General features: G+C 58.5%; 17 protein-coding genes and 2 pseudogenes. 12 read left to right on the top strand and 7 right to left on the bottom strand.

Annotated features, from left to right (window positions below):
- Positions 1 to 32 precede the first annotated feature (32 nt).
- Positions 33 to 227: a hypothetical protein gene (locus ACE3PH_RS00525; protein ID WP_374315397.1), complete on the bottom strand. Its 195-nt coding sequence runs from the start codon at positions 225 to 227 to the stop codon at positions 33 to 35.
- Between the two features lie 315 nt (positions 228 to 542).
- Between ACE3PH_RS00525 and ACE3PH_RS00520 the strand changes: the two genes are divergently transcribed.
- The 7 genes and pseudogenes from ACE3PH_RS00520 to ACE3PH_RS00490 all read left to right on the top strand — a co-directional run bounded on the left by ACE3PH_RS00520 (position 543) and on the right by ACE3PH_RS00490 (position 8,059).
- Positions 543 to 977, top strand: a complete 435-nt coding sequence (locus tag ACE3PH_RS00520) for a helix-turn-helix domain-containing protein (protein ID WP_374315395.1) — start codon at positions 543 to 545, stop codon at positions 975 to 977.
- Positions 978 to 1,349: 372 nt separating this feature from the next.
- A complete protein-coding gene (locus ACE3PH_RS00515) occupies positions 1,350 to 1,940 on the top strand; it encodes a Tn7 transposase TnsA N-terminal domain-containing protein (RefSeq protein ID WP_374315393.1) in 591 nt (196 codons plus the stop codon).
- Positions 1,903 to 3,897, top strand: a complete 1,995-nt coding sequence (locus ACE3PH_RS00510; protein WP_374315391.1) for a Mu transposase C-terminal domain-containing protein — start codon at positions 1,903 to 1,905, stop codon at positions 3,895 to 3,897. The genes ACE3PH_RS00515 and ACE3PH_RS00510 overlap by 38 nt, the downstream gene beginning before the upstream one ends.
- Positions 3,894 to 4,844, top strand: coding sequence for a TniB family NTP-binding protein (locus ACE3PH_RS00505; RefSeq protein ID WP_374315389.1), 951 nt, complete (start codon positions 3,894 to 3,896; stop codon positions 4,842 to 4,844). The genes ACE3PH_RS00510 and ACE3PH_RS00505 overlap by 4 nt, the downstream gene beginning before the upstream one ends.
- Before the next feature lie 9 nt (positions 4,845 to 4,853).
- Entirely contained in the window at positions 4,854 to 6,197 is a 1,344-nt protein-coding gene (locus ACE3PH_RS00500) for a TniQ family protein (RefSeq protein ID WP_374315387.1), read from the top strand.
- Positions 6,194 to 6,583 (top strand): annotated as a pseudogene (locus ACE3PH_RS00495) (TniQ family protein); the annotation flags it as partial. The gene ACE3PH_RS00500 and the pseudogene ACE3PH_RS00495, both read left to right, overlap by 4 nt.
- A 147-nt stretch (positions 6,584 to 6,730) precedes the next feature.
- Positions 6,731 to 8,059 carry a hypothetical protein gene (locus tag ACE3PH_RS00490; protein ID WP_374316237.1) on the top strand — a complete coding sequence of 443 codons (1,329 nt, stop codon included), beginning with the start codon at positions 6,731 to 6,733 and terminating at the stop codon, positions 8,057 to 8,059.
- Between the two features lie 55 nt (positions 8,060 to 8,114).
- On the opposite strand, the gene ACE3PH_RS00485 is transcribed toward ACE3PH_RS00490, so the two are convergent.
- Complete coding sequence (locus ACE3PH_RS00485) at positions 8,115 to 8,360, bottom strand: helix-turn-helix domain-containing protein (protein ID WP_374315385.1); 246 nt, start codon at positions 8,358 to 8,360, stop codon at positions 8,115 to 8,117.
- A gap of 134 nt (positions 8,361 to 8,494) precedes the next feature.
- Between ACE3PH_RS00485 and ACE3PH_RS00480 the strand changes: the two genes are divergently transcribed.
- From ACE3PH_RS00480 to ACE3PH_RS00470, 3 genes and pseudogenes are all read left to right on the top strand, one after another.
- Entirely contained in the window at positions 8,495 to 9,016 is a 522-nt protein-coding gene (locus ACE3PH_RS00480; protein ID WP_374315383.1) for a hypothetical protein, read from the top strand.
- An 11-nt stretch (positions 9,017 to 9,027) separates the two neighbouring features.
- Positions 9,028 to 9,207 (top strand): annotated as a pseudogene (locus tag ACE3PH_RS00475) (hypothetical protein); the annotation flags it as partial.
- A 33-nt stretch (positions 9,208 to 9,240) separates the two neighbouring features.
- Positions 9,241 to 9,543: a DUF2442 domain-containing protein gene (locus ACE3PH_RS00470; RefSeq protein WP_374316207.1), complete on the top strand. Its 303-nt coding sequence runs from the start codon at positions 9,241 to 9,243 to the stop codon at positions 9,541 to 9,543.
- Positions 9,544 to 9,595: 52 nt separating this feature from the next.
- Here the strand turns inward: ACE3PH_RS00470 and ACE3PH_RS00465 are convergent, their stop codons facing one another.
- Genes ACE3PH_RS00465 through ACE3PH_RS00445 form a run of 5 tightly spaced genes read right to left on the bottom strand, consistent with a single transcriptional unit; the run spans position 9,596 to position 17,268 of the window.
- Positions 9,596 to 10,798 carry a Wadjet anti-phage system protein JetD domain-containing protein gene (locus ACE3PH_RS00465; protein WP_374315381.1) on the bottom strand — a complete coding sequence of 401 codons (1,203 nt, stop codon included), beginning with the start codon at positions 10,796 to 10,798 and terminating at the stop codon, positions 9,596 to 9,598.
- Complete coding sequence (locus tag ACE3PH_RS00460) at positions 10,795 to 14,256, bottom strand: SbcC/MukB-like Walker B domain-containing protein (protein WP_374315379.1); 3,462 nt, start codon at positions 14,254 to 14,256, stop codon at positions 10,795 to 10,797. The genes ACE3PH_RS00465 and ACE3PH_RS00460 overlap by 4 nt, the downstream gene beginning before the upstream one ends.
- Complete coding sequence (locus ACE3PH_RS00455; protein ID WP_374315377.1) at positions 14,256 to 14,939, bottom strand: DUF4194 domain-containing protein; 684 nt, start codon at positions 14,937 to 14,939, stop codon at positions 14,256 to 14,258. The genes ACE3PH_RS00460 and ACE3PH_RS00455 overlap by 1 nt, the downstream gene beginning before the upstream one ends.
- Positions 14,936 to 16,438, bottom strand: coding sequence for a Wadjet anti-phage system protein JetA family protein (locus ACE3PH_RS00450; protein ID WP_374315375.1), 1,503 nt, complete (start codon positions 16,436 to 16,438; stop codon positions 14,936 to 14,938). The genes ACE3PH_RS00455 and ACE3PH_RS00450 overlap by 4 nt, the downstream gene beginning before the upstream one ends.
- A 5-nt stretch (positions 16,439 to 16,443) precedes the next feature.
- Positions 16,444 to 17,268, bottom strand: coding sequence for a helix-turn-helix transcriptional regulator (locus ACE3PH_RS00445; protein WP_374315373.1), 825 nt, complete (start codon positions 17,266 to 17,268; stop codon positions 16,444 to 16,446).
- 239 nt (positions 17,269 to 17,507) lie between these two features.
- Here ACE3PH_RS00445 and avs1a point away from each other — a divergent pair, with 239 nt between their 5' ends.
- On the top strand, positions 17,508 to 18,680 hold the full coding sequence (gene avs1a / locus ACE3PH_RS00440) for an AVAST type 1 anti-phage system MBL fold metallo-hydrolase Avs1a (RefSeq protein ID WP_374315371.1): 1,173 nt from the start codon (positions 17,508 to 17,510) through the stop codon (positions 18,678 to 18,680).
- A gap of 11 nt (positions 18,681 to 18,691) precedes the next feature.
- Positions 18,692 to 24,505, top strand: a complete 5,814-nt coding sequence (avs1b, locus tag ACE3PH_RS00435; protein WP_374315369.1) for an AVAST type 1 anti-phage system protease Avs1b — start codon at positions 18,692 to 18,694, stop codon at positions 24,503 to 24,505.
- Positions 24,506 to 24,510 lie beyond the last annotated feature (5 nt).

The raw sequence follows: 24,510 nt of genomic DNA, 5'->3' as shown, positions 1-24,510 counted from the left end.
ATCTTGGCTACTGGTCTGAGGTGTCGGATGGCTCATGGTGCTTTGCGCACACGAGTTGTTTTGACAGGGCGCGCGGGCACGATGCCGTGGGAGCGGCAGTAGTCCAAGACCATGAACTCCACCATCGACGCGACGCTGCGGCGCTCTTGTTCCGCCGCTGCGACGAGGGCAGCCTTGACGTCGGGTGGGACCCTGACACTGACGACTTCGGTTTTCGTGATGGCCACAGCGAACTCCAGTTTGCAAAACGCTAGCACTTTGCGCAGGGTATCAGGTTGTATGGCCATGGCCCGTTGACGCACGCAACCGTTTTCGACCCAGCCACACCTATTCCCGTACACGGCAGTCGGAATTGCGTGGGCGAGCAACACGTGGTCAAGCCAGCTGGGCTGCCTCCGCCTGATTTCTTGTCGCACAAGGCTTTTGGCCAAACAACGTCAACCGAACATGCAGTCACTCTGACAGCACGCCACTTTTCCGCTGTTTTGGCCGTTTGACAGCCCGCTCGTCGATACCTACGCTAGCCGTCAAATTCACGACTGGTGCGAGTTATCTTGAGCCCGTTTTCCCGAGTCCTTCGTGAGCTTCGCATGCGTCACGGCATGCGCCAAGGCGATTTGGCCGATGCGATGGGCTATGAGCAGACGTACATCTCCGCCCTGGAAATCGGGACGAAGGGGCCGCCGACCGCTGAGTTCACTGAGCGGGCAATCAGTGCGCTGAAGTTGTGTCCCGCAGAACAAGCTGAACTGAGAACAGCAGCCGCTGCGTCGGAGCGACAGATCAAGCTCCGCAACGACATGCCCGAGGCCTTGTTTTGGATGGTCTCGGAATTGCGGGACCACCTGGAAACGCTTCACCCCGCGCAGGTCACTCTCATCCGAGAAATCATTGGCATGCGCGCACGGCTCGCTGAATCGCCGCCGGTCGAGTTGCACCGGATTCGCAAACGACCAAGATCGGAGGCCACCATGTAAAAAGCGGGACAAACCTTTTGGCTTGCCCCGCTGGGTAGCATCCCTTGCGGAACACCTAGTTAGCGCTTTCAGTGTCTCCGACAGCTACTCAGCCGTCAAGCCTCCTTCATTCCAGCCATCGGTTTACTCGTGGGTTCAGCACCCGCGATGGGCGTAGCTACGCCTGAAATCCGTCGGCTGGTGAATCACAGGTTGGCGTGATGGCCCAAGGACCATCTGCGCCCTTGGAGGAGTTGAATGTCAAAGTTTGGATGGGATGGCACATGGCGAGGACGTTCGCCTGCAAGCGCCCCTCATAAGCCCGCGCGAGACATCGTCAGGTACACCGGCGCGATCGTTCGAGGAAAGTTTCCAAGCAGAAAAACAGGTCGCATGATCGGCCATGAAAAGCTGCTGGAGCTGGATGCGATATACCTGTTCGAGACGGCGCCTCAAATCGAGCGGTATGTTGAGCAGCCCGAAAAGATCAGCTACCCGGATGGTGCGCTGCTGAGGCGCTACACCCCGGACTTTCTGCTGACCTTTGCAGGGGGGCGGCAGCTTACGGTCGAAGTCAAGCCCAGAGAGCATCTGGAGCGACCGGAGACGTGGCATCGGTTCCAGTGCATCGCCGAACACATGGCTCGCATCGGACGGGACTTCATCGTTCTCACAGACGATGTGATCCGCCTGGAGCCCCGCCTCACCAACCTCAAGTGGGTCTATCACGAGGCACCTCGGCTCGGGCCCACAACTGCCGCGGCTTGCGCGGCGCTGGGGAAGGTCAGCAGCGAATTCCCAACCTCGATCCGCCGAGCAATTGATGTGCTGACCCCGTATGGCGTCAGCCCGTTCTCGCTGGTGCTCTTGGGCATGCTGGTCTGTGACCTGCAGGAAGCTCTATCGCTGGACTCAATCGTCCGCATCGAACCTTCTGGAGGTACGCATGGCGAACTTTTCGCTCCGCGTTGGGGCAATCTTTGAGCTTGAAGGGGCTGCGTATCAGATTGAGCGGCTGCACAGTACTGGCCCGCAGGAAGTCCGCCAAGTAGTCTTGCAAAGGTGCCACGATGGCCACACGGTGCTGAAGACAGATGTAGAGCTTCTGTCCGCCTACACAGCGGGGCGGATCACTGCGCTTGATCAGAGCACCGTTGCAGCCACTACCGCACCGGTGTCGTTGCCGCTGTCAGGTTTGAAGGAGCGCGAGATGCGCGAGTTCAAGCGCAGGCGTGCCTATGTGTTGGCTTTGGTCGACTGCGGAAGTTTCACCTTCGAGCCGCATTTCATAGAGCCCTTTATTGCCGACAAAGCGGCGGAGATCAATGACCTTGATCCGCCTTCGCGAGCTTCTTTGTGGCGCTGGCATTCCACATATCTGGCCTTTGGGGACGTTCGTGCGTTGATTCCAAAGTACCGAGACAGAGGCTCCAAAGGCAGCCGACTGGACGGGCGTGTGCTGGAGCTGTTCGCGGAAGCACTGGATGCGGCGTTTAAGCAGAGCCCAAAGGCCACCGGTGGTGACGTTCATGATCGGCTAGCCGGGATGATTCAACTTGAGAACCTGCGACGTCTCCCTGATGAGCAACTACAGACGCCGTCAATACGCACAACTTATCGGTTGTTGTCGAAGACGGAGGCCTACGATCAAGTGGTTCTTAGTGAAGGCAAAGCCGCAGCAGATCGGCGGTTCAAGATCGCGAAACGAGGCCCCAAGGTTCGGAACATCCTCGACCGCGTTGAGGGCGACCACACCCCACTGGACTTGTTCCTGATTGACGAGGTGACATGGCTTCCACTTGGTCGCCCGACGCTCACGATGTTTCTTGATCACTGCAGCCGCTTCCCGCTTGGTTACTACCTCAGTTTTGGCGGCACCTCTGCGGCTGCCGTCATGGGTGCGCTGCGGCACGCAATACTGCCGAAGACCCCTGTGACTGAGGTGATCCCTGATTTACCCGTGCAGCATCGATGGCCTTGCCATGGGCTGATGGATGTTCTTGTGTTGGACAACGGCTTGGAGTTCCATGGGCTAGACCTCGAGAGCGTGGCTTTGGACTTGACGATCCGCCTGCAGTACTGCCCGAAACGCACCCCGTGGTTCAAGGGTGCCATCGAGCGATATCTCAAAACGGTCAATTACTCGTTTGCGCACCAGATTCCAGGGGCGTCCATGGCCAAACTGGCGGACCGAGGGGACTACGATCCACAGCGCCACGCGGTTCTCACGATGGGTGAGTTCAGGCATCTGTTCGAGAAATGGATTCTGGATGTTTACGCGCAGACCGTCCACCGAGGTATTGGAACGACGCCGTGGGCCAAGTGGCATGAAGCGGCCTCGCGCAGGACACCGCAATTGCCTGCTGATATCAAGTTGCTACAGCGAAGAATTGGCTTGGTCAAGGAACGAAGCCTACGGCCGGATGGCATCACGATCGACGGGATTCGATACGCTGACGACAGCCTCCTTCCATTGCTGAAGAAGTGGGGGCCAGGCACAAAAGTACGCATCGTCTGTGACCCTGAGAACCTGGCTGACATCCAAGTTTGGGGTCCAGAAGAGCGCGATCCTGTGACAGTGCATGCGGTTGAGCCTGAGTATGCGAACGGACTCACGCTGACACAGCACCAACTCATTCGCCAAGAGCTGCGTGAGGCTGGCAAAAATGCGGAGGACACACAAGCCCTTATCGCTGCCAAGTACCAAATCGCGCGTTCTCTGGAGCAGTTGATCACAAGTCGAAAGCAAAAGACCAGGCGACGTGCTGCGCAGGTGCATGGCATCACCAGCGCCAAGCCACAGGCGCGCCTTGAGTCTTCGGCGATCCCGGTTGTTCCTGCGCCGAAGCCGGTGCTGGTACAGCGTCAGACCGCTACCATGGCCAACGATCCCCCTGCATTGCTGCAGGCGTTTCGTCTTGCGCCCGGAGGGTCCCAATGAACCTCCGTGAATTCGAAGCTTTCAGTGCCTTTGATGCCGAGTGCTTGCTCTTCCCCCCCTTCGTTGCTGCATTTGAGGCCATTGAGCGATTGCTTCAGCAGTACCGGCACACAGGCATGGTCGAGAACCTGCTGGTCACAGGGGAGTCCGGTACTGGAAAGACCACGCTGTGTCGCTTGATGCTTCAGAAGTATCCAAAGCAGATTCATCGCGAACGGGACGTGATCCCCGTTCTTTTCGTGGCGATGCCGCCCGCTGCGACGATCGGCGGAGCTGCCGAACAGATGCTGCTTCGATTGGGGGACCCAGCGCCCACAAAGGGGACGACGTCGTCGAAAACAGCTCGCGCCATTCAGATTGCGCGAGGTTGCGGTGTTGAGTTGCTCTTATTCGACGAAGCCAATCACATCCAAGACCGAGGATCATCGCCCACCCAGTACTACGTAGGCGACTGGCTGAAGTCGTTAACCGATGAACTGCAGAAGCCTTGCGTCCTGCTTGGTCTCCCCCGAGTGGAGTCGTTGCTGAGGGTGAACGAGCAGCTCCGCCGCAGGTTCACCAGGCAGATGCACATGGAGCTCGGTCAAGCCAAAGATGTTGCGATTGAGCGGGAATGCATTCAGCTATTCAATTCGCTGGCCCATGCGCTACCGATTCCGTTTGACCCAGGCGATATGGCATGGGATGAGCTTGGTCACCGCGTGCGCTTTGGAACCGACGGGCGGGTCGCGTTCTTCAAAGTTCTGCTTGCTCAGGCATTGAGAACGGGCATGGAAAAAGGCTTGGACGTTCTAACTGTTGCGGACCTCGAGGTTGCTTTTTCTGCGGCGATCTGGCCCCAAGGCATCGGCGCCTTGAACCCGTTCAACATCCAATTTGAGTTCAGGCGGCTTGATCGCGCAGGTGAGCCGTTTGAACGTGGTGCCCTGGGCGTTGGTCGGCGATAGGAGTTCACCATGATTCAGCTGGAGCAGTTTCCTTTACGGCCAAGTAAGTTGGAAGGAGAGAGCCTCGCAGGGTACTTTTACAGGTACTTTGACACCAATGGCCACCGCATGCCAGACGCGCTTCATCGCAGCCTCCAATGCATCTATCGCCCCATTGATGAGGAGTCCTTGAATGAAGCCTGGACAACCGTGCAAAGGATTGCAGGTGATCGGCTGCGTCCAGATCGAGAGGTTTGGAATTTGAATCATGCAGCGGTTTCGTCCCGAAGAACAAAAGTCGCGACTCAGGCTGAGTTCAGCTACTTGCATCTGAGGTTCTGTCCGCAGTGCCTCAAGTTGCATGAACACCATCGCTGGCTCTGGGAGCTTCCTCTTGTCCTGATTTGCCTGGATCACGGGTGCGAACTGCTGTCGAAATGTGAGTGTGGAACCAAGCTCTCATGGCGGTCGCTTCAGCCCGCATGGCATTGCCGCTGTGGCCAGGATCTGCGGATGTTGACCAGCAAGCCATGCGTGCCGACTCGTGCGCATCTCGACAGGTTCGTCGTCAAAGGCTTTCACGAGTACATGAAAGCGGGGCTGGCGTCACCAGCGGGGCGGTCTGCTGCGACAACGCCGTACCGAACGATATCGCTCTTGGGCGCGCTCTGCAGGCCGATGTACAGCTGGGATGCCGCTTCAAGCGGCACTAAGTTCGACCTCGACATCATGATCGCGCGGTTAACCAGTCGATGGCCCGCGACCTTATTGAGGAGTCTGACGCGCGTCGAGCGATCTTTCGCATCGAAACATGCCGAGCTCTGCATTGAGTTGACTCCGCCTCTGGCATTCACTGAGCTTCTTGGCTGGTACAAAACTGTAGAAGCGGAGCGGAGGGCGGATCCAGAACTTAGGCGTCTTGTTCAGCGCCGGATGTCGGCGCTGTTGTTGCCCGTTGAACGTGGCAACCTGGTGGTCTTGAATCCTGTCATCAATCACGAAGAGAGGCAGGAGCGGCTCAAGGTTTTCAGCGATTGGTGGAGGAGACTGTTTGACGCGTACGAGCCGATGGATCCGCGCGTCGCAAAGCAGTTGGCGGCTCGGAAGAACGTCCAACGCGACAGGCGGTTCGGTCGATCAATCCGGCCACACTGGTCAATCGTTAATCGCTTCTTGGACGCATCATGGGCAGAGCTTTCCGTGTCCGCATTCCTTCCGATCGCGTGGGAGTGGCCAGAACGGTATGTGGACCCGATAGATGATCCGGTCCGGCTTCTGAGTCAGGTGTCTGATCAACTGGCTGGGGTGACCATCATGCAGGCCTGTCGTTTTGACTACCTGTGCAACCGCGCTTTGGCGGCCAGTACCCAATGAGTCACAGCGACGCGCTTGAAGCGGAGTTCAGACTTCTGCCCTTACGACCTCGTCCCGTGCATGATGAACTGCCTGCGGGCTACATGGCGAGACTGTCGGAACGGTTGGGGACCGAATCACCCCGAGCGCTCTGGGCTGCCATCGTCAGCCGTTACGGCGCTGGTCCAAACGTGCTCCAGAAATGTCTAGGCTTGAGCGACATTGAATGGCAGCACCTGAAGGGGCCATGGCTTCGCCACTGCAAGGAGGTGGATCTTTTGCCCTTGGGCCTTTCGCGGGCTGATTTCACCCTGGAGGTGATGCGGTGGTGTCCGCAATGTCTCAGCGAGTCCATGCATTTGCGGTTCCAGTGGTCAATCAAGCTTGTGTGCTGGTGCGATGTCCACCGGGTCAGATTACTGGACGCGTGCCCTGGTTGCGGATCGGTTCAGCGGTTGGAGCGATCGTGCCTCTCAAGCTGCGCCTGCGGTTACCAGTTGGCACATGGATCTGCCGAGCCTGGCAGTAATGCACTCGCGTACGTGCAGGGGTGCTTGAACGATAGCCTGCAGCGTGGCTTATCAGATGCTGGGTTTGGGCTTTCTGCGAATGGCTGGATCGAGCTGTTGCGGATCGCCGAGCAGATCACTGATGCTCAGCGTGCAAGAGCGACCGGACAGGTTGCTGGCCTAGATCGTGTTGAGAAGTCCGCTCGACAAAGCGAGGCGCTTGGACAGCTGTTGTGTGATTGGCCGCATGGCTTTCATTCTTTGCTGGCTCAACACCAAGCTGTAAAAGGTACGAGCCTGAGCATTTCGAGGACGTACGGACGCATCTATAAGTGGCTGTACGCTTATCTAGAAGCCCCTTGCTTCCAGTTCCTGCGAGATGCTTTTGAGGCCTATCTGAATGAACATTGGTGGGGGTTGATCTGCCGACGCAATCGCAACCTGAGGAATGGCACCAAGGCGTCACATGGACGCTCTACCGTAAGCGCCACAGCCACCGCTGCAGGCACAGGGCCCGCCACGGTCAAGCAACTCCATTTGGCGGGCCTTGTTGCTGCTGATGTTGTGGAGCTCCCATCCGGCAGGTCCGCATGGTCAGTGCCCGTCTCTGAGATCGCCACAATCGCTGAGTACGTTGAGGACGCCGTCGACCTTCAGACTGCAGCGAGGCTTCTCGGAATCGCCAAAAGCCGAGTCCGAGAGCTTGTCGATGCGCGCACGTTGACAGCGCATATCCGGTCGAATGGTGGCTCACGTCCGTGGATGCTTTCGCGCATCGAAGTTTGCGAGCTGTTGGAGAGATGCCGTATGCAGATCCGATCTGAGGAGAGTGCCGGCAATCAAACGGTCAGCATCCATCAAATCCTCAAGTGTTGGCGGCTACAGGAAGGTGAGTTCGCCAAACTACTGATCGCCGTCCAGTCGGCTGTAGTCCGTGTCCGTGGTCTCGATACAAGTCGAGACGGCCTGAGTGGCTTTCTGCTTGAGCGAGATACCGCATCTGCTTGGCGCGCAAGCATGGTGCAGCAGTGCAGAGACTGGCTTTCTATTGACGTGGCAGCTCGGATGCTGGGGGTGAAGCAGCAAGTGGGCTATCAGCTGGTGCGAAGGGGGCTGCTACTGGCGCAAGAGGATGATGGACAAAGTGGCAGGCGAGTCCATCGAGACGAGGTGAGACGCTTCGGGGAGACCTATATCTCCCTGAGTGCGGTTGCTGCTGCTGTCAAGCGCTCGCCCAAGGCTTTACTAGCCCAACTGGAAGGACGACCAGTCTGCGGGCCCAGTGTCGACGGCGTCAGGCAGTACTTTCTCCTGAGGCGTGATCTCGCGAGGTTAGGGGTCCAAGTCGCGCCGGTTGGCACAAACCCGTCATGAGCGGCGCGGTCCGTTCGAAATTGGCCGTATGTGGCGCTTGGTTGGTGGACAGCGGCTATGCCTGCGTTGCATCCGGTCGCAACAGATCACTGATGTCCAACTCCAGGGCCTTCGCAAGCGCCTCCATGTTGTCAACCGCGATGTTCCGTTCGCCTCGTTCAACGGAGCCGACGTATGTACGGTGTAGCCCAGCTAGTTCAGCCAACGCCTCCTGGCTAATACCTTGGGCCAGACGTGCTGTCTTGAGCAGTCTGGCAAAGCGTTGCCTGGCAGATTCGGCTGTTTTGCGGGCGGATGACATCACCCGCGAGATTGCTTTTTTGATGACTATAGGTCTACAGACTATAAGTAGCATCACGCTAGAATGCCACTCAGTGCGCCATCCATGCAATTCGCCGCGATGGCATCCCGTTGCTTGTTCCGTGGGGGAACCCGATGCCTCACTTACTTGAAAACGTCGCTCATGCGTCGATTACGTTCGGCGTCAAAACACCGCGTCATCTGGGCACGTTACCCGGTGGGAGAGGAGACGTCTGGTCAGCAGACGTGAAGGCGGTGCGCAAAGGGCAGTTCTGTAAGCTCTTTCCAAGCGTGCTGTTCGTCGAGAAGGACGACCTGGCTTATGTGCTGGGCATTGAGGTGCCAGATGGGCGCTCTGCAATCCTGCGGGCGGACTTGGCGAACCATCAGCAGCAGTTCATTCTGTTTTTGCGTGCGCAGACCAGCCTTGACGCAAAGGCACTCGGCCTGATGGCCAGAGCATTTGACGGCCATGAGTACGGCAGTGAGGGCTCAGTGACAGCGGCCTACGCGGTGGCACGGCAGGTGCCTTTGCATCTTGGCGTTGGCTACTTGGCCGATTCTGGCGGCTATGAACTCATCGGAATTCATCAGTCCGATGAGCTGATTGCCGATGCCCGTTCGACCTTGCCTTTCGACGAGCTGAATGAGTTCTAAAAGGTGACGCCATGCCCCAGCTAAATCCAGCAGACGCCCCCGCGTACTCAGTCTCGTGGTCAGAAGAAGATCAGGAGTACGTGGGGCTCTGTGCCGAGTTCCCGTCGCTTTCATGGCTTGCACCGACGCCCGAAGACGCACTCGCAGGCATTCGCAGGCTGGTACAGGATTGCAGAGGCGACTTGAGCGCTGGCTTGGTGGCTTCATCTGACAACGGCCATGCCATGTCAGGAACACCGACGGCAACATCAGCACGCTACGACGAGCAGCGCCATATTCTGGTTATCAGGTTCAGCGACGGCCACACGCTGCAGCTCAACCCCGACAAAATTCAAGGCTTGGAAAACGCGCAGCCGTGTCAACTACAGAGCTGCGAGCTCTCGCCTTCTGGCTTGGGTTTGCACTTCCCAGAGCTGGATGCCGATGTGTACTTGCCCGCGCTGTTAGCTGGCCGACTGGGCACTATTCAATGGATGGAAAACCTCAACAAAAGCTCCCTGAAGAACGAAGTGAATGGGGATGAATAGTCGGCCGCTGCCGGTTTGTGAACAACCGCGCCACCCGAATCAGCTCAGCGTTTCACCCTTCTTGCTCGGCAACGATCCGGATGTCTGCTATCTCCTTGGCCAGATCACTCCACCCGGCAGCATTGGCATAGATAACCATCCGATCCACGACCGCTGGGGGAGCCGGGCGCTGTTGGGCGGCGGGGACCTCGGACGGACGCATCAACCATGGCTGCAAGACATGCCCTGCTTCCGTGGCCGCGCGGCTCAGATGCGCAGCGATCCGGAACCCGCCTTCATCCACATCCCCCCAATGGCACACCGCCAGGCCAGACTGCAAGCTGGAAAGCAGCCGCACGTACATGGCCCTCCAGGCGGGTGAGGGCATCCCGGCCGTATAGAGCACCAGCGTGTCGGTGTCAGCCAGTTTCCTGGCGGTAACGTGGAAGGTGGTCAGGTTCTCGATCGAGAGCACCCTGCTCGGCGCAGCCCCGCCAACGCCCAATACCGTCGTTGGCGGCAAAGCGCAGTAGGGCCGATCCAGCGGAAACTCTCCGCGTTCTCTGCGGATAACGACATTGCCAGCCAAGCGCGCGGGCTGCTCCTCTCTGTAGAGCCCAAGCTCCTGCATGACCTCTGTGTCCGGCCGAGCCTGATCCTCAATGCTGGTGCAGAGCAAAGCATCAAGCAGCGGAATCAATGCCTCGACACGCTTGCTGTCCTTGAAAAGCCGCGCACTGACATCACGCACCGGCATCTCAGCAACACCAAGGGCCACCTGGTTGCGGCAGTGCGCGATCACCTGGCAAGCGGCAACCCAGCTCGGTGAATCCTCCGGGCTGCTGCCTCGGACCTGCTTCATGAGACTCCACTTGGAGATCACGTCCTGCAACACAGGGAAGTCATCCAAGAATCCCTGCAGGATCTGGCGAGCACCCTCCACGCGCTGAGCATGGGGAATCAACCCTAGCAGGCTGGCAAGCCTGCCCCCGTCGACCAGGTCAATGCGTTCTATCTGGCCATGTGGGTTTTGACGAGGCCGGTGAATCTGGATCGCGCCTTCAGCCTGGCAATACAGCATCGTTGCGTCGAAGTCCTCCATCTGCTTGAGCACCCGCAGCGCATGGTACTCACTCAAATCCTTTGAGGTCAGCGCAGGAGCACGACCGGATATACCGGCCGCATGCCGATTGGCCCTCTTCAGTAGAGTTTCAAGGGACTTCCTCGCCAATGTATCCAGCCCGGACTTGCTCCCCTGGTTCGCTGCGCTCGTCATGACGCGATGACTCCACCGATCTCTGGCAGCAAGTTGCTAGGAGACTGATACTGCCTGGCGATCTCGTTGGCGAGCAACTCCGGGTTCAACTCGGGCCAATCGGCTCTGAACATCTGGCGAACCGACTCGTCGACATCGTGGCCCTCGAGAAGCACCACATTGCTCTCGGCGTCTCGCATGATGTCGTAGTAGCGATGCAAGAAAGCCGTGAGCGTCCCTAGGGCGTCCCCAGTGCTGGCCATGAAGACCTGCAAGCCCAGTTCCTCGAAGTAGCGCATGATCGCAACGATGTTGCGCCCGTCCATCTTGATGAAGGCCTCGTCAACGACCAGGAGCCGGATGCCTGACTCGTCGCCCCGCTCCAGGCGATAGGCCGAGGCCATGGCAGCGCCTGCGATCACATAGAGCGGAGCTCTGTGCTCGCCGCCCGAGCCTGAGCCCACGCGCTTGCTGAGCCAGCCTACATGCTTGAGGCTGCCATCAGCCGCTTCGCGCAAGACCTCAACGTCGAAGTCGAAATATTCGCGGTAGTCGTCCAATGGGGACTTGATGGCAGCCGATCCTGGCACCGACTTTTCGCGGATGAGCTCGGCGAATTCCGGCGGCATCTCGCCCGCGCCACCGAACAGGTCGTCGCCGGGACCATAGTCGGCCACGTCCTTGATGAACTTCAGCAGGTTGGCATATGCCGGGCGCACCGTGCGTTGAAAGCGATACCTCTCGCCGTTGGTGAAGGTGGGCGCCGAGCGCAAGGCCGCGTTCATGCGATCCATGGTGTCGCTCAGCCAGTCGAGGTTCTCCTTCTGGGCCACAGCGACGTCGTTGCGGAAGGTGTTCTGCGCCGTGAGAAGGGCGGCCTCCATTTGAGGCTTGTATTCATTGAGCCGGGTTGAGCTCAGCTTTTCAACCCGCGCGGTCAGCCAGGCGCGTGATAGGCGCCAGTCACCACGGGCTTCTGAAGGCAAGAACTCTTGGTACTTCTGGGTGAACGCGCCTAGACGAGCTCCGCCACTATCGGCCTTACGGCGCGACAGATCGTGTGCCTCACGCGCACGGCGCTTGAGTTCGGCCTCAGCCTCTCGGAACGCCAGGTCATTGCGGGTGAGCAGCTTCTCCCATTGCTCAGACGCATAGTCAGCGTCGAACCCCTCTTGCTGGCGGGCACGATCGGCGATATCAGTCTGTTGGGTCACCCAGGAAGCGCACTTCGCGGTGAAGCTCTGCCGCTGTAAGAGATCAGTTCCGGCACCCCCCACTGCTGTCGCTGCCTGCAGATGCTTTGCACGCAGTTCCTCGACGGCTTGCTTGGCCTGCTTGACGGCCTCGACAAGCAGCCGGTACTCCTCTGTGTCCAAGGACACGAGACGAGCGACCAGAGCCCGATGATTCTCGACCTCCATCCCGGCACGGTCAAACTCTTCAAGCAGCGACTGAACCTTCTCGTTCTCGTTACCGGAGAAATTGGAGACCAGGCCAAGTACGCGTTTGGTGTCGTCATACGCCTTCTTTAGATCAGAAACGCGGGTCTCCAGTCGTCGGATCTCATCGGCAATGGCGGTACGAGTTGCTGTTGAGGTCGGGCCGATCTTGAAGAACACCGGATCAGTCGGCTGAAATCGCGAGAATTCGCCATCCGACACGAACATGCCGTCCTTTGTCAGCGCAAAGCGGTGCGAGAAGCACTCATCTTCGGTGTCGGCGCAGAAGGTCTCTCCTAGCTTGTGGCGCAAGTAGTTCACAGCAGCCGCATTGTTGCCAGCGATCAGTTCTGCGACTGTCCCGCGCTTAGGGCTGGGACGAGAGGTGAATTTGCTGGGCATGACGACCTTGGCGCCGAAGATGCGTAGGCCACGGGCGATGGCAAATGCCTTGCGCTCGCTCGCCGCATCACCTTCGATCACCAGGGCCTGCAAGTTCGACGAACCCAGGTACGACTCGATTACTGGCTGCCACAGCGGATCTTCGACTCGAACCATGTCGCACACGGGCGTGGCATCAATGCCTTCATCGGCCAACGCGCGCTTGAGATCGGAAACCTTCCTGTCAAGTGGCGGCTTGCCTTTGGAGATGCGCTCCTGGTTCTCGCGCATCCCTTGAAGCTCAGCCTCAACGCGTGAGATTTCGCTGCCGAGATCTTGCATCTCCTTGAAGATCTCGTCTGACAAGCCCTTCACTGCACGCAGAGCAGCCCGTATGTGCCGCTCGATGTCCTCTCGGTTGGGCGCCCTTTCCTCATCAAGCAGGATCTGCATGCCCCGCTGGGCCATGCTGACCGCTTCGGCGCCCCTCGAGATCAGCTTGCCGGGAATCTTCACATCGAGGGCACTGTTGATGGCCATCAGCGTGCGCCGATATGCAGCCTGGCGATCCTTCATCCGCGCCTCTGCCTGCACGACCTGCTCTCGCAGGAGGGCCGTGTCGGCATGTGATGCGTGCTTGTCACGCCGCTCGGTGCATTCCTGCTCCTGAGCTACAGCGTTGTCCACCTTCTGAGCAGCAGCCTGCTCCATCTCCCTGGCACGATCGAGCCGTTGAAACGCATTGCCCTCCTCTTCCTCAGCCTTGGCCAACTCCTCGTTGGCAACTTCTAGTGCAGCGGCTTCCGCCAAAGCGGCGAGGGTCACACCATGGCGATACTTTCGATCAGCCTCGGCATAGTCAGCCTCGATCAGCTCAGCTTCCTTGAGCTTTCCATCGATCTCACGAACTAGGGCTGACACATCCTGGAAGGTCTGAAGCACCTCACGGAATCGCTTGACGTTGGTCGGGCGGGCTTCCAGCACCTGATTGCGCACGATGTCGTCAACGCTCTTGTCGAACTTCATGCGCAGCCCAAATCGGAAGGACTGCCTGAAGGCATCCAGGCTTGCGGCCCCCCGCGAGCCACGCAGCGCAAACAGCATCGCGCTGATGAATCGGTCGGAATCGTGGAAGAGCACCTCTTCGTCCCTGCCGGCACGGTGTTGCAGGCTCTGGCGGAACGTGTTCCAACCGCGCGGCCGCTCTATGCCTTCTGCGCTTTCGAGGTGGTCATTCAAGGTCAGCGCGATCGGGGCAATGTAGCGGCCCAGCACCTCATGCTTGTCGCGGTCGCTGCTGGCAGCAATGCACACCCCAGTTGAGATGTACTCCTTGGTGACCGTGTCATACCAGACCAGGGTCACGTAGGACGTGGCGTTTTGGCGCACACGCGCGTCCGGCGAGTCACCATACTGACCCAGGCAGTAGCTTCGAATGGAGCGCGTGTTTTGCCCACCTTCATCTGCCTGCGCGTTGAACGAGACGCCTGATCTGCCGCGGCTCTGGTTGGCGCCCAGCATGACGATTTGCACGGCATCCAGCAGCGAGGACTTGCCGCTGCCATTGGCCCCGAAGACGCCGGTGAACTGCCCAATGCTCACCTCCCTCTTCTCGTAGAGGAAGAACTGAACCAGGTGAATCTTGACCAGCAGTTTCATCAGGCTTCACCTTCCTCATCTGGGTTGCCGTCAGCCGGTAATTGATCGGCGGCAATCGTGTTTTCGACATCAGCCGCTGGAGCAGAAAACTGAGCAAGCCGCTCGAGCGCGGCCTCACCGAGAACATCGGCGATGCCCGGGCGAATGATCACGATGTACGGTTGTTCGCTTTGGTACCCATCGCGCGCCAATGGCGAGGCTTCATCAACAGCTATGCGTGCAATGCCCCAGCGGCGCATCCACTGCATCAGCTCCTTGAGCTTGCCGGAGCTCGCAAGCTCGCGTCCTCCGGTGGCCTGCTTGTACTTCACTTCGAGCGTGACGAGATCGACGGCGACTTCCCCGTTCTCGTCGTGGTTGCCAGCTCGCGTTTCCTCATCGAAGATGATCCGCAGAACCAGGGCAAAAAGGGTCTGATCCACGGTCACAGGTGTCGTCTTGGCGTGCAGTGGGATAGCGCAAACGTAGCGCAACTGGCTGTTGACCTTGAGGGTGATTCCAAACGGCTCAAGGGCTCGCTTGAACTCCTTTTGGTAGTCACGGATCAGGCCATAGGCCACCTTGCTGCCGCGGTCGGCTGCGTACAGGATCTGCTCAGAGATCAGGCGATAGGCGGCGGCCTCAAAGTCCTCTTCGAGGACTGCATTGCCCGTGGTCTCGGCGGCACTTGTCCAGAAACTCATCCCTTTGCTCCCTCAGTATTTCTGCGTGTGCTCACGATGTCGAAGGGCATGTGAGTGATGCCTGCTCCCGCCAGCTCTTCATCGTCGGTTCTAACCGTCGTGAAGCCACTGCTCATCGTCTTGGCATTCATTTTGAGCAATGGGCTGTTCGAGTCATTCGCGCTGGCAATCGTGAGCAAGACCTGAAGCGCACGCACCGACTCGATGGTGTCGGCGGGCAGTGCTGTGCTGGCGATTGACTTCGCGCCGCCCAGGTGATCACGCACGAAGGCCGCGAGCTTGGGCATGTTCACATTGCGTCGGTCGCGCGCCAGAAGGTGCAATCGGCTTCTGGCCTCCTGCTCTGCTGACATCACCTGCTTGCGCAGCTCTCCCGGCTCCGCACGTTGAGACGAGACCCTCGGCTTGGCCAGCCGCTCGGGGCCGATCATCTCCGAGGGCGCACAGGGCAAGACTTCGGCAGCCGCAGCGCCATGCTTGATGACGGAGTCGATGGCGTGGCCGACCAGTTCATCGAGCGGTCGTGTGCCCCGCAAGCGGTAGTCGAGGAATGCCAGGGCCAGCTTGTTGGCCTTGCGGATCTCGTCATCGAGCCGATCGAGGTATTCGTCGATTCGACGCAGGTCTTCGATCTTGCCGATGTCCCTTTGGAACAGCGCCTCGGCACGTTTGGGGTCGTCGTTGGCTTGCTTATGCCGGTACCAGGTGATCAGGCGATCTCGAATCTCAGGAGTCTGCTGGATCTGATGGATGACCTTGAGGATCTCCTGGCGACGAGACAGGGGATGCTCACGGGTGCGCAGCTCCTTGTAGTCACCAATGAACATTCGCTCGATGTAGTCGCTGAAGAAGCGTCGCACGAACTCGCCGGTGGCGTCTACGTCTCCCAGCTCTCGCATAAGATCACGCACGTTGGTGCCTGCAATGCGCACATGCTCCAGCAGTGCCCGGGTTTGCTTGGCCGCTTCCTGAAGCGATGCGCCGTCTGTGGCTTCGTCAAGCAAGAGCTTGACGTTGACCTCGATGCTTCGGATCTTGCCGGAGACGAAGACGGGGCCTGTCTGGGCGAACTCCAGCAGCCTATTCATGAACTGGGCGACGGCAGGCGGCATGGTCACCATTTCGCGCACACCGACACGGTCAACGCGCAGCCAACCGGCATCGCGCAAGCGGTTGAAGACAGCGATCGCGCGGATGGCCAGCGGGGTGGCAGGCGTGACGTCTTTCAGCTCGTCCTCGGTGCTCCACTCCTGAAACTGCAGCTCATCTGCGATGTCGCCGGTGATGTCCCTGGATGGAAAGCCATGGCTGGGGGGCAACTCCGCCTCTGGGCCGAAGCGTTTGGCAAACAGCGCGCAGAGCAGGCTCCAATACTGGAAGCGGTTTTGCGATGCCAGGGGGCCAAAGAGCCGATCTGGCAACGACTTGAACAGAGGCGGATATCGCTCCTGGGTTCGAGCCAGGCTCAGTTGGTCTGTGATGGGGGTGGTGCTGCTCATGGTGCTCAGCCTTGGAACAGCCATTGACGGCATTCGTCCATGTTTTCGATGGCCAACTGATAGTCCGGTGGCCGTTGAACATTGACGTCCGTGGCAGCGCGGATCTCCTGTACCAGGTAGTTCAGCAGGGCTGCCCGGCATTTCTCGACTCGGGCTGCTGTTCCGTTAAAGTATTCGTTGCGCACAACCAGTTGCTGGGCCTCGCTCAACTTGGGATGGGCGACGATGCGCACCTCCACGAATGTTGACCACGTTCGATCGCCGCTGGGGTCAGCTGTGCTCGGGTCGGTCAGCAGCTTGACCTTTGACATGCGGCCCAGGACGAAGTCACGGAAGTCCTGTTTCTCCACGCAGTAGCCGCGAACGTGCCAGCGCCGACCAGTCTTGATCAGGCAGTGGGGCTCTAGGGTTCGCTCATGCGGCTCGGGATTGCCCATCGAGCAATAGGAAAACTTCACCCGAACCCTGTCTGTGATGGCCAGGTTGATGCGCGAGAAGACTTGCGGCGACGTGCGCGTGAAGCTCCAGTCCGTCGACATCTGGCCACCGCCCTCTTCCGACAGGTACGGGGCCAGCATCGCGGCAACAGGCTGTTCTGTGGACGCACGCTCTACGGCCACATAAGCAGCGTGGGTGGCGACATACGCTTTGAGCTTGGGATCCCAGGCGCCCCAAGTCGGGTAGGACTCGCGGAAGTCGCGTAGCCATTCGCTTGCCCGGATCGGGCTCAGCTCAAACTCGGCGATCAGGCGTGCACGACCGACACGCCCCTCCCAAAGAAGGATTCGACCGACTCGAATTTCCCGTTCTTGACGCGATTCAAGGGCCATGGGGCTTAGCTACTGTGTTGATTGCAAAATAGTATGTTTTTACATATGATATGGCAGAACATATCATAATACTGGGCGACCGAACAACTTCGGCTCTTCGCCCGCGCCACGGAGCCCCCTTTGAGTTGCGCGAGGATTGATGTTCTTTACGTCTGTACCTACGCACCCACGGGCATGGCCTGTCTGCATCGCATGACTGTTACTACACTGCAAACGGCGCTCCTTGCGTACGCCCTCACATGCTAAGAATCAAAATGTACCCAGCGAGAAACGGTGACTCGTTCCTAGTAGAGGCTGCTGGCGCATTCATTCTCATCGATGCCGGCTTTGCAAGCACATTCCAGGACTTCGTGAAGACGGACCTTGCGTCACTTAGCCGTGACGGCAGTCGACTAGCCCTTGTAGTTTGCACACACATCGACGCTGACCACATTGGCGGCCTTCTAGAGTTCTTCTCTTCAAATGGCCCTGAGCCACACCGTATCGTTGCTGTCGACAGGGTCTGGCACAACAGCCTGCGCTCGATGCCGCTCCCGCCCAGCGGAGAGGAAGGCGTGGAGGGCAAGCTCGTCCTGGAGGCACTTCGAAGGCGAGGGTTCGGTGGGCCCGCGGCGCAGGGGCCTATCAGCGCTCGCCAGGGGAGTTCCCTAGCCAGACTGCTTTGGCAGTACGGCTACCGCTGGAACGAAGGTGATGGGACGACATGCATATGCCAAGACCAGCAGCCTCTAGCCCTATCGGAGGAGGTTTCGGTGGAGGTCGTTGGTCCGAGTCGCGCCCGGCTTGAATCGCTGCGTTCTGTATGGCTAAAAGAGGTTGCAAAGCTTGGATACAAGGGAGGTGAAGCGTCAGCTGATCTTCTCGATGATGCGTACGAGATGTGGTGTGCGACTTTGCCGCAGCTTCAGGAACCAAAAGCCCGGATGGTTTCAGCGAACAGCAACTTGCGCCTAACAGACATCTATGCGCCGGACCAGTCCCCCGCGAATGGGAGCTCGATTGCAGTCATCATCACGTCTGCAGGAGTTCGGGCGCTATTCCTCGGGGATGCGTGGGCTGAGGACACGGTGGCAAGGCTGCAAGCCGCAAAGCCGGCAACGGGCCCCATTCTCTTTGACGTGATTAAGGTTGCGCACCACGGCAGTTACCACAACACGAGTCCAGAAATGCTCGCCACTGTTGATGCCCCCTGTTTCCTGATTTCAACAGATGGTAGTCGTCACGGCCACCCAGACTTCGAAGTACTCGCAGAGATCGTGGATCGCCCCGCACCCTTTGAACGACGATTAATTTTCAACTATGAGACAGCTGGCGCTCAGCGGCTGCGGGCACACGCCTCTAGATCAGGTACGCCATTCAGCGTTCATATCGCAGACACCAACTGGATTTCAATTGGATGCAAAACACAATGACTGAGGAGGGTGTGAAACTGGCAACCTGCCAGGTCGTCGGTAAAGACGAATCAGGCACGGGATGGCTTGTCGCAAAGGACCGAATCCTAACCGCCTATCACTGCGTCGAGGCTGCGCATACGGCAGGTGAGAAGGTGGCGGTTCGCTTTGGCGTAGGCGCGTCGGCCTCTGAGCACTCTGTTGTTATCGACTCGCATGACAAGAGCCTTGATGTATGCGTGCTCTTGCTTGCAGCGCCGCTTGAGATCGAACCAGTTCCCCTCAACGTAGAGCCTGTTCGTCCTGGCGAGAAGTGGTCATGTTTCGGATACCCCGTGGTGAAGCTCAGCATTGGCCACGTTGCACAAGGTGAGGTGCAGCAGGCTTTGTCTGAATGTGTGCACGGAGTCGACCTTGACCTGTCCGTCACTGCAGAGACGCAGCTGTCGGACTACAAGGGGTTGTCAGGCTCTGCGTTAATGGTCGGAATGGCCTGTAGGGGCCTGATCCGGCTGAATGTGGACAGCGCGCTCTGCGCTTTGAGCCTGCACGTAGTAAAGCCGTTTCTAGAAGCCTCCGGCCTTCTTGCCAACGGGCCCATCACAAAGCCAGGCGATACGCCCATGGGCCAGCGCCCAGACTTCGACCAGCTCTTTGAGTCAACGCTAACCAAGGTTGGTGGTGGTTATGTTTTCCTTGATGGTCCGCACGGAATTGGCAAGTCCACCTACTGCAGGGAGTTCACGCCGCAGTCCGATACCATCGAGCGACTTGGTGTGTATCACTTCTCCGAACATTTGCGGGGTTTGACGCCGGCGTATCAAACTCAGCCAGAAGTTTTCTTTGATTGGGTCAACTCACTTCTGTCGACGCAGTTGACAGGTAGGCCAGCGAGGCTGCTGGATCTTCCCTACAGTGAGCTCGTCACAAGGACGAACAAGCTCCTTGATGCGCTGGGACAGCACCTGCGCAATGCCAAGAAGCAGGGGATCATCTTCATTGACGGCATTAATGAGGCCGTTGCAGCGGGGGAGGACTCCTTGCGGCGCTTCGTTGGACTACTGCCCTCGTCTGTGCCTGAAGGCTTGGTGGTGGTGATAACGGGTGTCGGCTTGGATTCAATCGCTGCCAGCTTGAGCCCCATCCTCCAGAGCGCAGAGCGTCTGACCCTTCCTCAGCTTGACGAGTCCGCTCAGCACAATCTATGTGTTGAGCTTCTGGATCAAGAAAAGGTGAAGCCGAGCACTGTGGCCGCACTCTGCGAACGCGCCAGGGGGCACCCGCTATATCTGCGTTACCTGACAGAGTTAGTCAACGGGGGGGCTGAGCAGTCGGAGATAGACGATCTCCCGGCTTTCAGCGGAAAGATCGAGGACTACTACGAAACCATCTGGGCAGGCCTGACGGTAAGCGCCGACGCTGTTCACCTACTGGCCCTCATTGCTCGACTCCGGCAACCTATACCAGTCGCCAGCCTCGCTGGTCTACTCATGCCCTCTGAGGTGGCCGCCTTACCTTCAACACTTGCGCGGATTCGTCATCTCCTTCAGAAGCCTGAAGATGCAGCCATCTATCACGCGTCTTTCTCCGAATTCATAGCTCTGAAGACCGCGGCTGTCGAGCAGTCGACACACAGCCGCCTCGCGGACTTCTGTTTCGGCAGCGAAAGCGGTAACTACGGCGTCCTGAACAAGGTCTTTCACCGCCTGCGGGGTCCCAGCACCTCAAAGCTTGAGGGTGTGCGTGCCTGTGACCAGGAGTGGGTTGATGGATCTGTAGTCCTCGGGACGGAGCCCGATATCTTGCTGGCAGACATAGACGACGCCCTGGAAGTTGCTACTAAGTGTGGCGCCGCAACAGAGATTGTCCGATTGCTGTTGTTGTCGCAGCGTCTGAGCTTTCGCTACAACGTACTTTTCGTTCAGTGCGCCGAGCTCGTTGCCCGTGCGCTGGTCTCGCTTGGTAAGCCTCAGGTTGCGCTTCGACATGTTGTTCGTCATGGTCGACTAGTCCTATCTCCCGATGAGGCCTTTGCGGTCGCAAATGTCTTGATTCGACACGGTCATGACGATGATGCGCTGGAACTTCTTGAGTTGTTTCAGCGCGAGCTCGACCGAGGATTCTTCGAAAGGCTCGCCCCTGGAACAAGCATCAATGTTGGAGACTTCTTCAGCGCTATCAAGCTCCGCTTACACGGCCATTCCCTTGCGCATGCGGCAGGGGCACATGTGTCGTTCATGAGAACGCTTCGGGCAGTCGTTGAACGCTTCCTGCCAATGTCGGACCTCAAGTCCGAACAACGGGCCGAAGTTGTTCGAAACCTTATTGGCGATATGACGGGCGCCAGGCTCACTCTTGAGGGCGCCTACACACCCGTGAGAGAACTCGGATTGCCACCAGACGTCGATCCAAGCCACATGCTTTTGATGTTGCTACAGATTGTCGACCACGCTCAAGCACAGGCAAGGCACTATGCAATATCGCTGCCTCAGCGTGAGCTTGACCTTCTCTTGCAGGATGTGGCGAGCGTCATTGAAGCACCACTCGAACCAGAGAACCGACGCGACGACCTTCTGGACTCGTTGATCGAGTCAGGCGCAGGTGTTGAGCTTGTCGCAAGTTACGCGGCGGGTATGGATCTGAGTGACGCTTCGATTCCTCTCACCAAGAGGAATCGCGCAGTTCCGGACACATCAAGTTTCGAGGAAGCCTTACGCCGTATTCGTGCCGCTTACTTTCTTGATTCTAGGCATGAGGAGCCGCCTTTACTCTCTGCCGACTCCGCCGGCTGGGAGGACTGGCTCCAGAGCGTTGCTCGAGCGATAGCTTGGTGTGACGGCAAAGCTCGGCGAACTGCTGCGGCCAAGGACGAAGCCGGTTGCGCCAAGGTCTGGGCTTTCGCAACAGACAAGCTGCTGCCGGCTTTGGGTCTAGAGCTTGGGGCTCGTTGCCACTGGGATTCCAGCTACTTCATTCCAGAAGCGATCATTCCCCTGCTGTATACCCGCCTAGTCAAGCTCGCTCTTGACTGCAGGCCCTCCGCTGTTGATGTTCTCGTTCACACCCTTGATCGGGAGTTTGACTCTCAGCTTGGTCTTTACAACGAGGGATTCAGAGCCGTGCTAGCCGGCGTATTGGCCCTGGTTGTGCCCAGCAAGCCGACTGGTGCGCTGGCTGACAAGACCTTTGAGCTCATTGTTCGCTGGCGAGACTACATCAGTGCCAACGTTGAAAACAGATTCGAGCTTGTTCCAGAGCTGCTTCAAATTATCCCGATGCTTGTGGATCTTGAGGCTGTAGAAGAGGCGCAAAGAACCTACCGAATGGTTTTGTCCTTCTCCATGGGACCGAGCTGGTACAAGGAGGATCAGCTATCCCTCATGAGTGGCGCATTGGAAGCCCTCCCAGCCACGGGTTCGATGGCTTCGGAGTCATTGCGGGAGATCGCTGGACTGCTTGAGCGTGCCTCGGGAGAGATGACTTTCCAACGGTTCGTGCGGGCGGACAAAGGCTCATTCATTGCTGAATTGTGTCGCCGCTCGCGCTTCTCGGACGCGGTCATGTACTTTCAACACCAAAGCTGCGGTACGAGAGAGCAGCTGCATGTGCAGGCCACGACTGGGAATCTTGATCGAATCTCTGCGCTCGTCGGTATGCGCTTTCCAGGGGCGGCTCTAGAGGAGCAAGCCGCCATGCTGGCATTGCTACGAAAAGTGCGTGATGTAGCGCACTGGAGCGTTCGCTGGGCTTTACTGGAGGTATTCCTTCGTGGCGACGAGCGTCACTTACCGGATTGGGGGCGCGAGTTTGGCTCCGTACTGTCTGAGTTGACCGAAAGCCCAAATGACTTGGCGCAGGCAACGAGTCGATTGAGATCGATCATTGCCTCGCTCAGCGATGAGCGTGCGTGGCTTCTGATGATGGCACTTGTGCCTACTGTGCCGCCCCCCCTCAGGCCGGACCTGGAGGCAGTCCTTGCCGGGTGTGAATCCAGGCTTGAGCCCGGCCAGGTTTCGCTACTTGAGTCGACCTTCGATGTGAAGCGCGAGCTAGCTGCACGGAACGCGGCCGCGACGGAGGCCCCGAAGCTCAAGGAGCTTAGCGGAGACAGTGCCGCGAAGGAGTTGGACGAGGACGCACTCTATTTGCCTGGAACGTTTGGAAAGAAGGCGGCTCTACGAGAGGCCAGCGAGCGGCTCACCTCTGCACGTCGGCATGCGTCCAGGGGAAACTCCGCCGCTGCAGTAGGCGACAGCATCGGCGCGTTGAGCGCACTTCAAGACGGCGGATGGTCCATCTGGTCGAGTAATCACTCCCATCTGGAGGCGGAGGCAATCATCTCAGCCAACATCCAAGGCGCCGATGAACTTGCCCGTGCCTATGGTCCTCTTCTGCTAGGTGAAAGGTACAACCAGCGTTGGATGGTTGCTAACCACGTCATCAGCCTGGTCGGCAGTCGACTTGATCCAGCCGGGCAGACCGAGCTGCTGAGGGTCGCAATCGATCACGTCAGACATCTGGTCGGCGCTGTATCGACCGGCTCTTTCTCATACATCGGTTCAGACGCTTCCTTGAGTGCGACCGAAGCGTTGAAGGAGCTACTGCTTTGGGCTATTGATCATCCTTCCTGGGAGCGCAGGGACAGTGCTGCCGCAATGGTGCTGTGGTGTGCCAGATGGGACTCGGGATGGCTGCCCATGCTCGCTCGCCTGGCAGCTTCCATGGAGAACAGGGCGAGAGCAGATATTGCCGCAGCGGTGCTCGACATACTCTCACGGGAACGCCCCGCGGAGGTGTGGCAGCTCATTGAGCTTCACTTACCTTTGGCTGATGGGCTCATTAACTGCAGCCATGTTGGGCGCGTGGCAACTATCCTGCGAGTCGCTGAACGTGCCAGCAAGTTGGGCATTGATTCGGCGTCGAAAGTTGTCGCTTCCCTCAAGACGCGGTTCCCGGAAAGCTCATACAACCCGCCCGCGCCGTCGGGTCTACCACCTCCCACCTATCTGCCCTCCAGCATGCGGTCGCACTGGCGTGCCTTGGATCGCGTTGGCGCCTTGTCCAAGTCCTTGCTTGATCGTGTGGAAACAACACTTCGGAGTCTCTGCGAGCCACACAGCATTGCGACAGTGCATGAGCTTGAGAACCTCGTCGCAGATGGGGCAAGGGAATCGCGATCGCTGCCAACCGGGCGATGGGGAACACTGGTTCGCCACGCGCTTAATGTTGCGTTGTTCGAGCCGATGCCAGCAAGAAAGCTCAGACTCATCGATTCGGCCTTGAGGGCCTACAACCCTGAAAGTCTTACGGAACCTGAAACTGACCATGAGTTGCTGCGTAGCTTGGTGGACAGTGTCAGAAAGGGCAAGGAACGCTCCTACAGACCCGTTTTTGGGGGCTTGGTGGTTCTAGATCTGCAAAGCTTCGTTGAACTTAAACACAAGGTTCTGCACTTGGAGCTGACATCCCATCTGATACCACCCGGCCAAGGGCAGCCTCCAAGATCCATTGAACACACTTTCCAGGCTACTGAACTGCCGCACCCTGGCCCAGAGGAGCCACTTGCCGTCTGCGGTAGGGCAAGGCCAACCGTCGCCTACTTTGGAGCCATCTCGCCTGCGATTGCTACGCAGAGGTTTCTTCAGCTTTTAGGTACTAGTTCAGCAAACACGGTTCGATACCACTGGAGAGACGGAGCAGGCGCAGAGGGTCACGATTCGCATCGACGATTCGAGACCGCAGTGTTGGCCATTCATCGTGACTCCTTTGCGTTGCCTGGCGGCTGGCGAGTGCAGTGGTTCCTGCGAGTGGATGGCGAGCTCAAGGCGGTCTTGAACAACTACTAGGAAGG

The sequence above is a fragment of the Aquabacterium sp. genome (assembly GCF_041909175.1).
Taxonomy (GTDB): domain Bacteria; phylum Pseudomonadota; class Gammaproteobacteria; order Burkholderiales; family Burkholderiaceae_C; genus Aquabacterium.
Note: the sequence above shows the minus strand (reverse complement) of the source record. Positions and strands in the feature narration are given on the sequence as shown.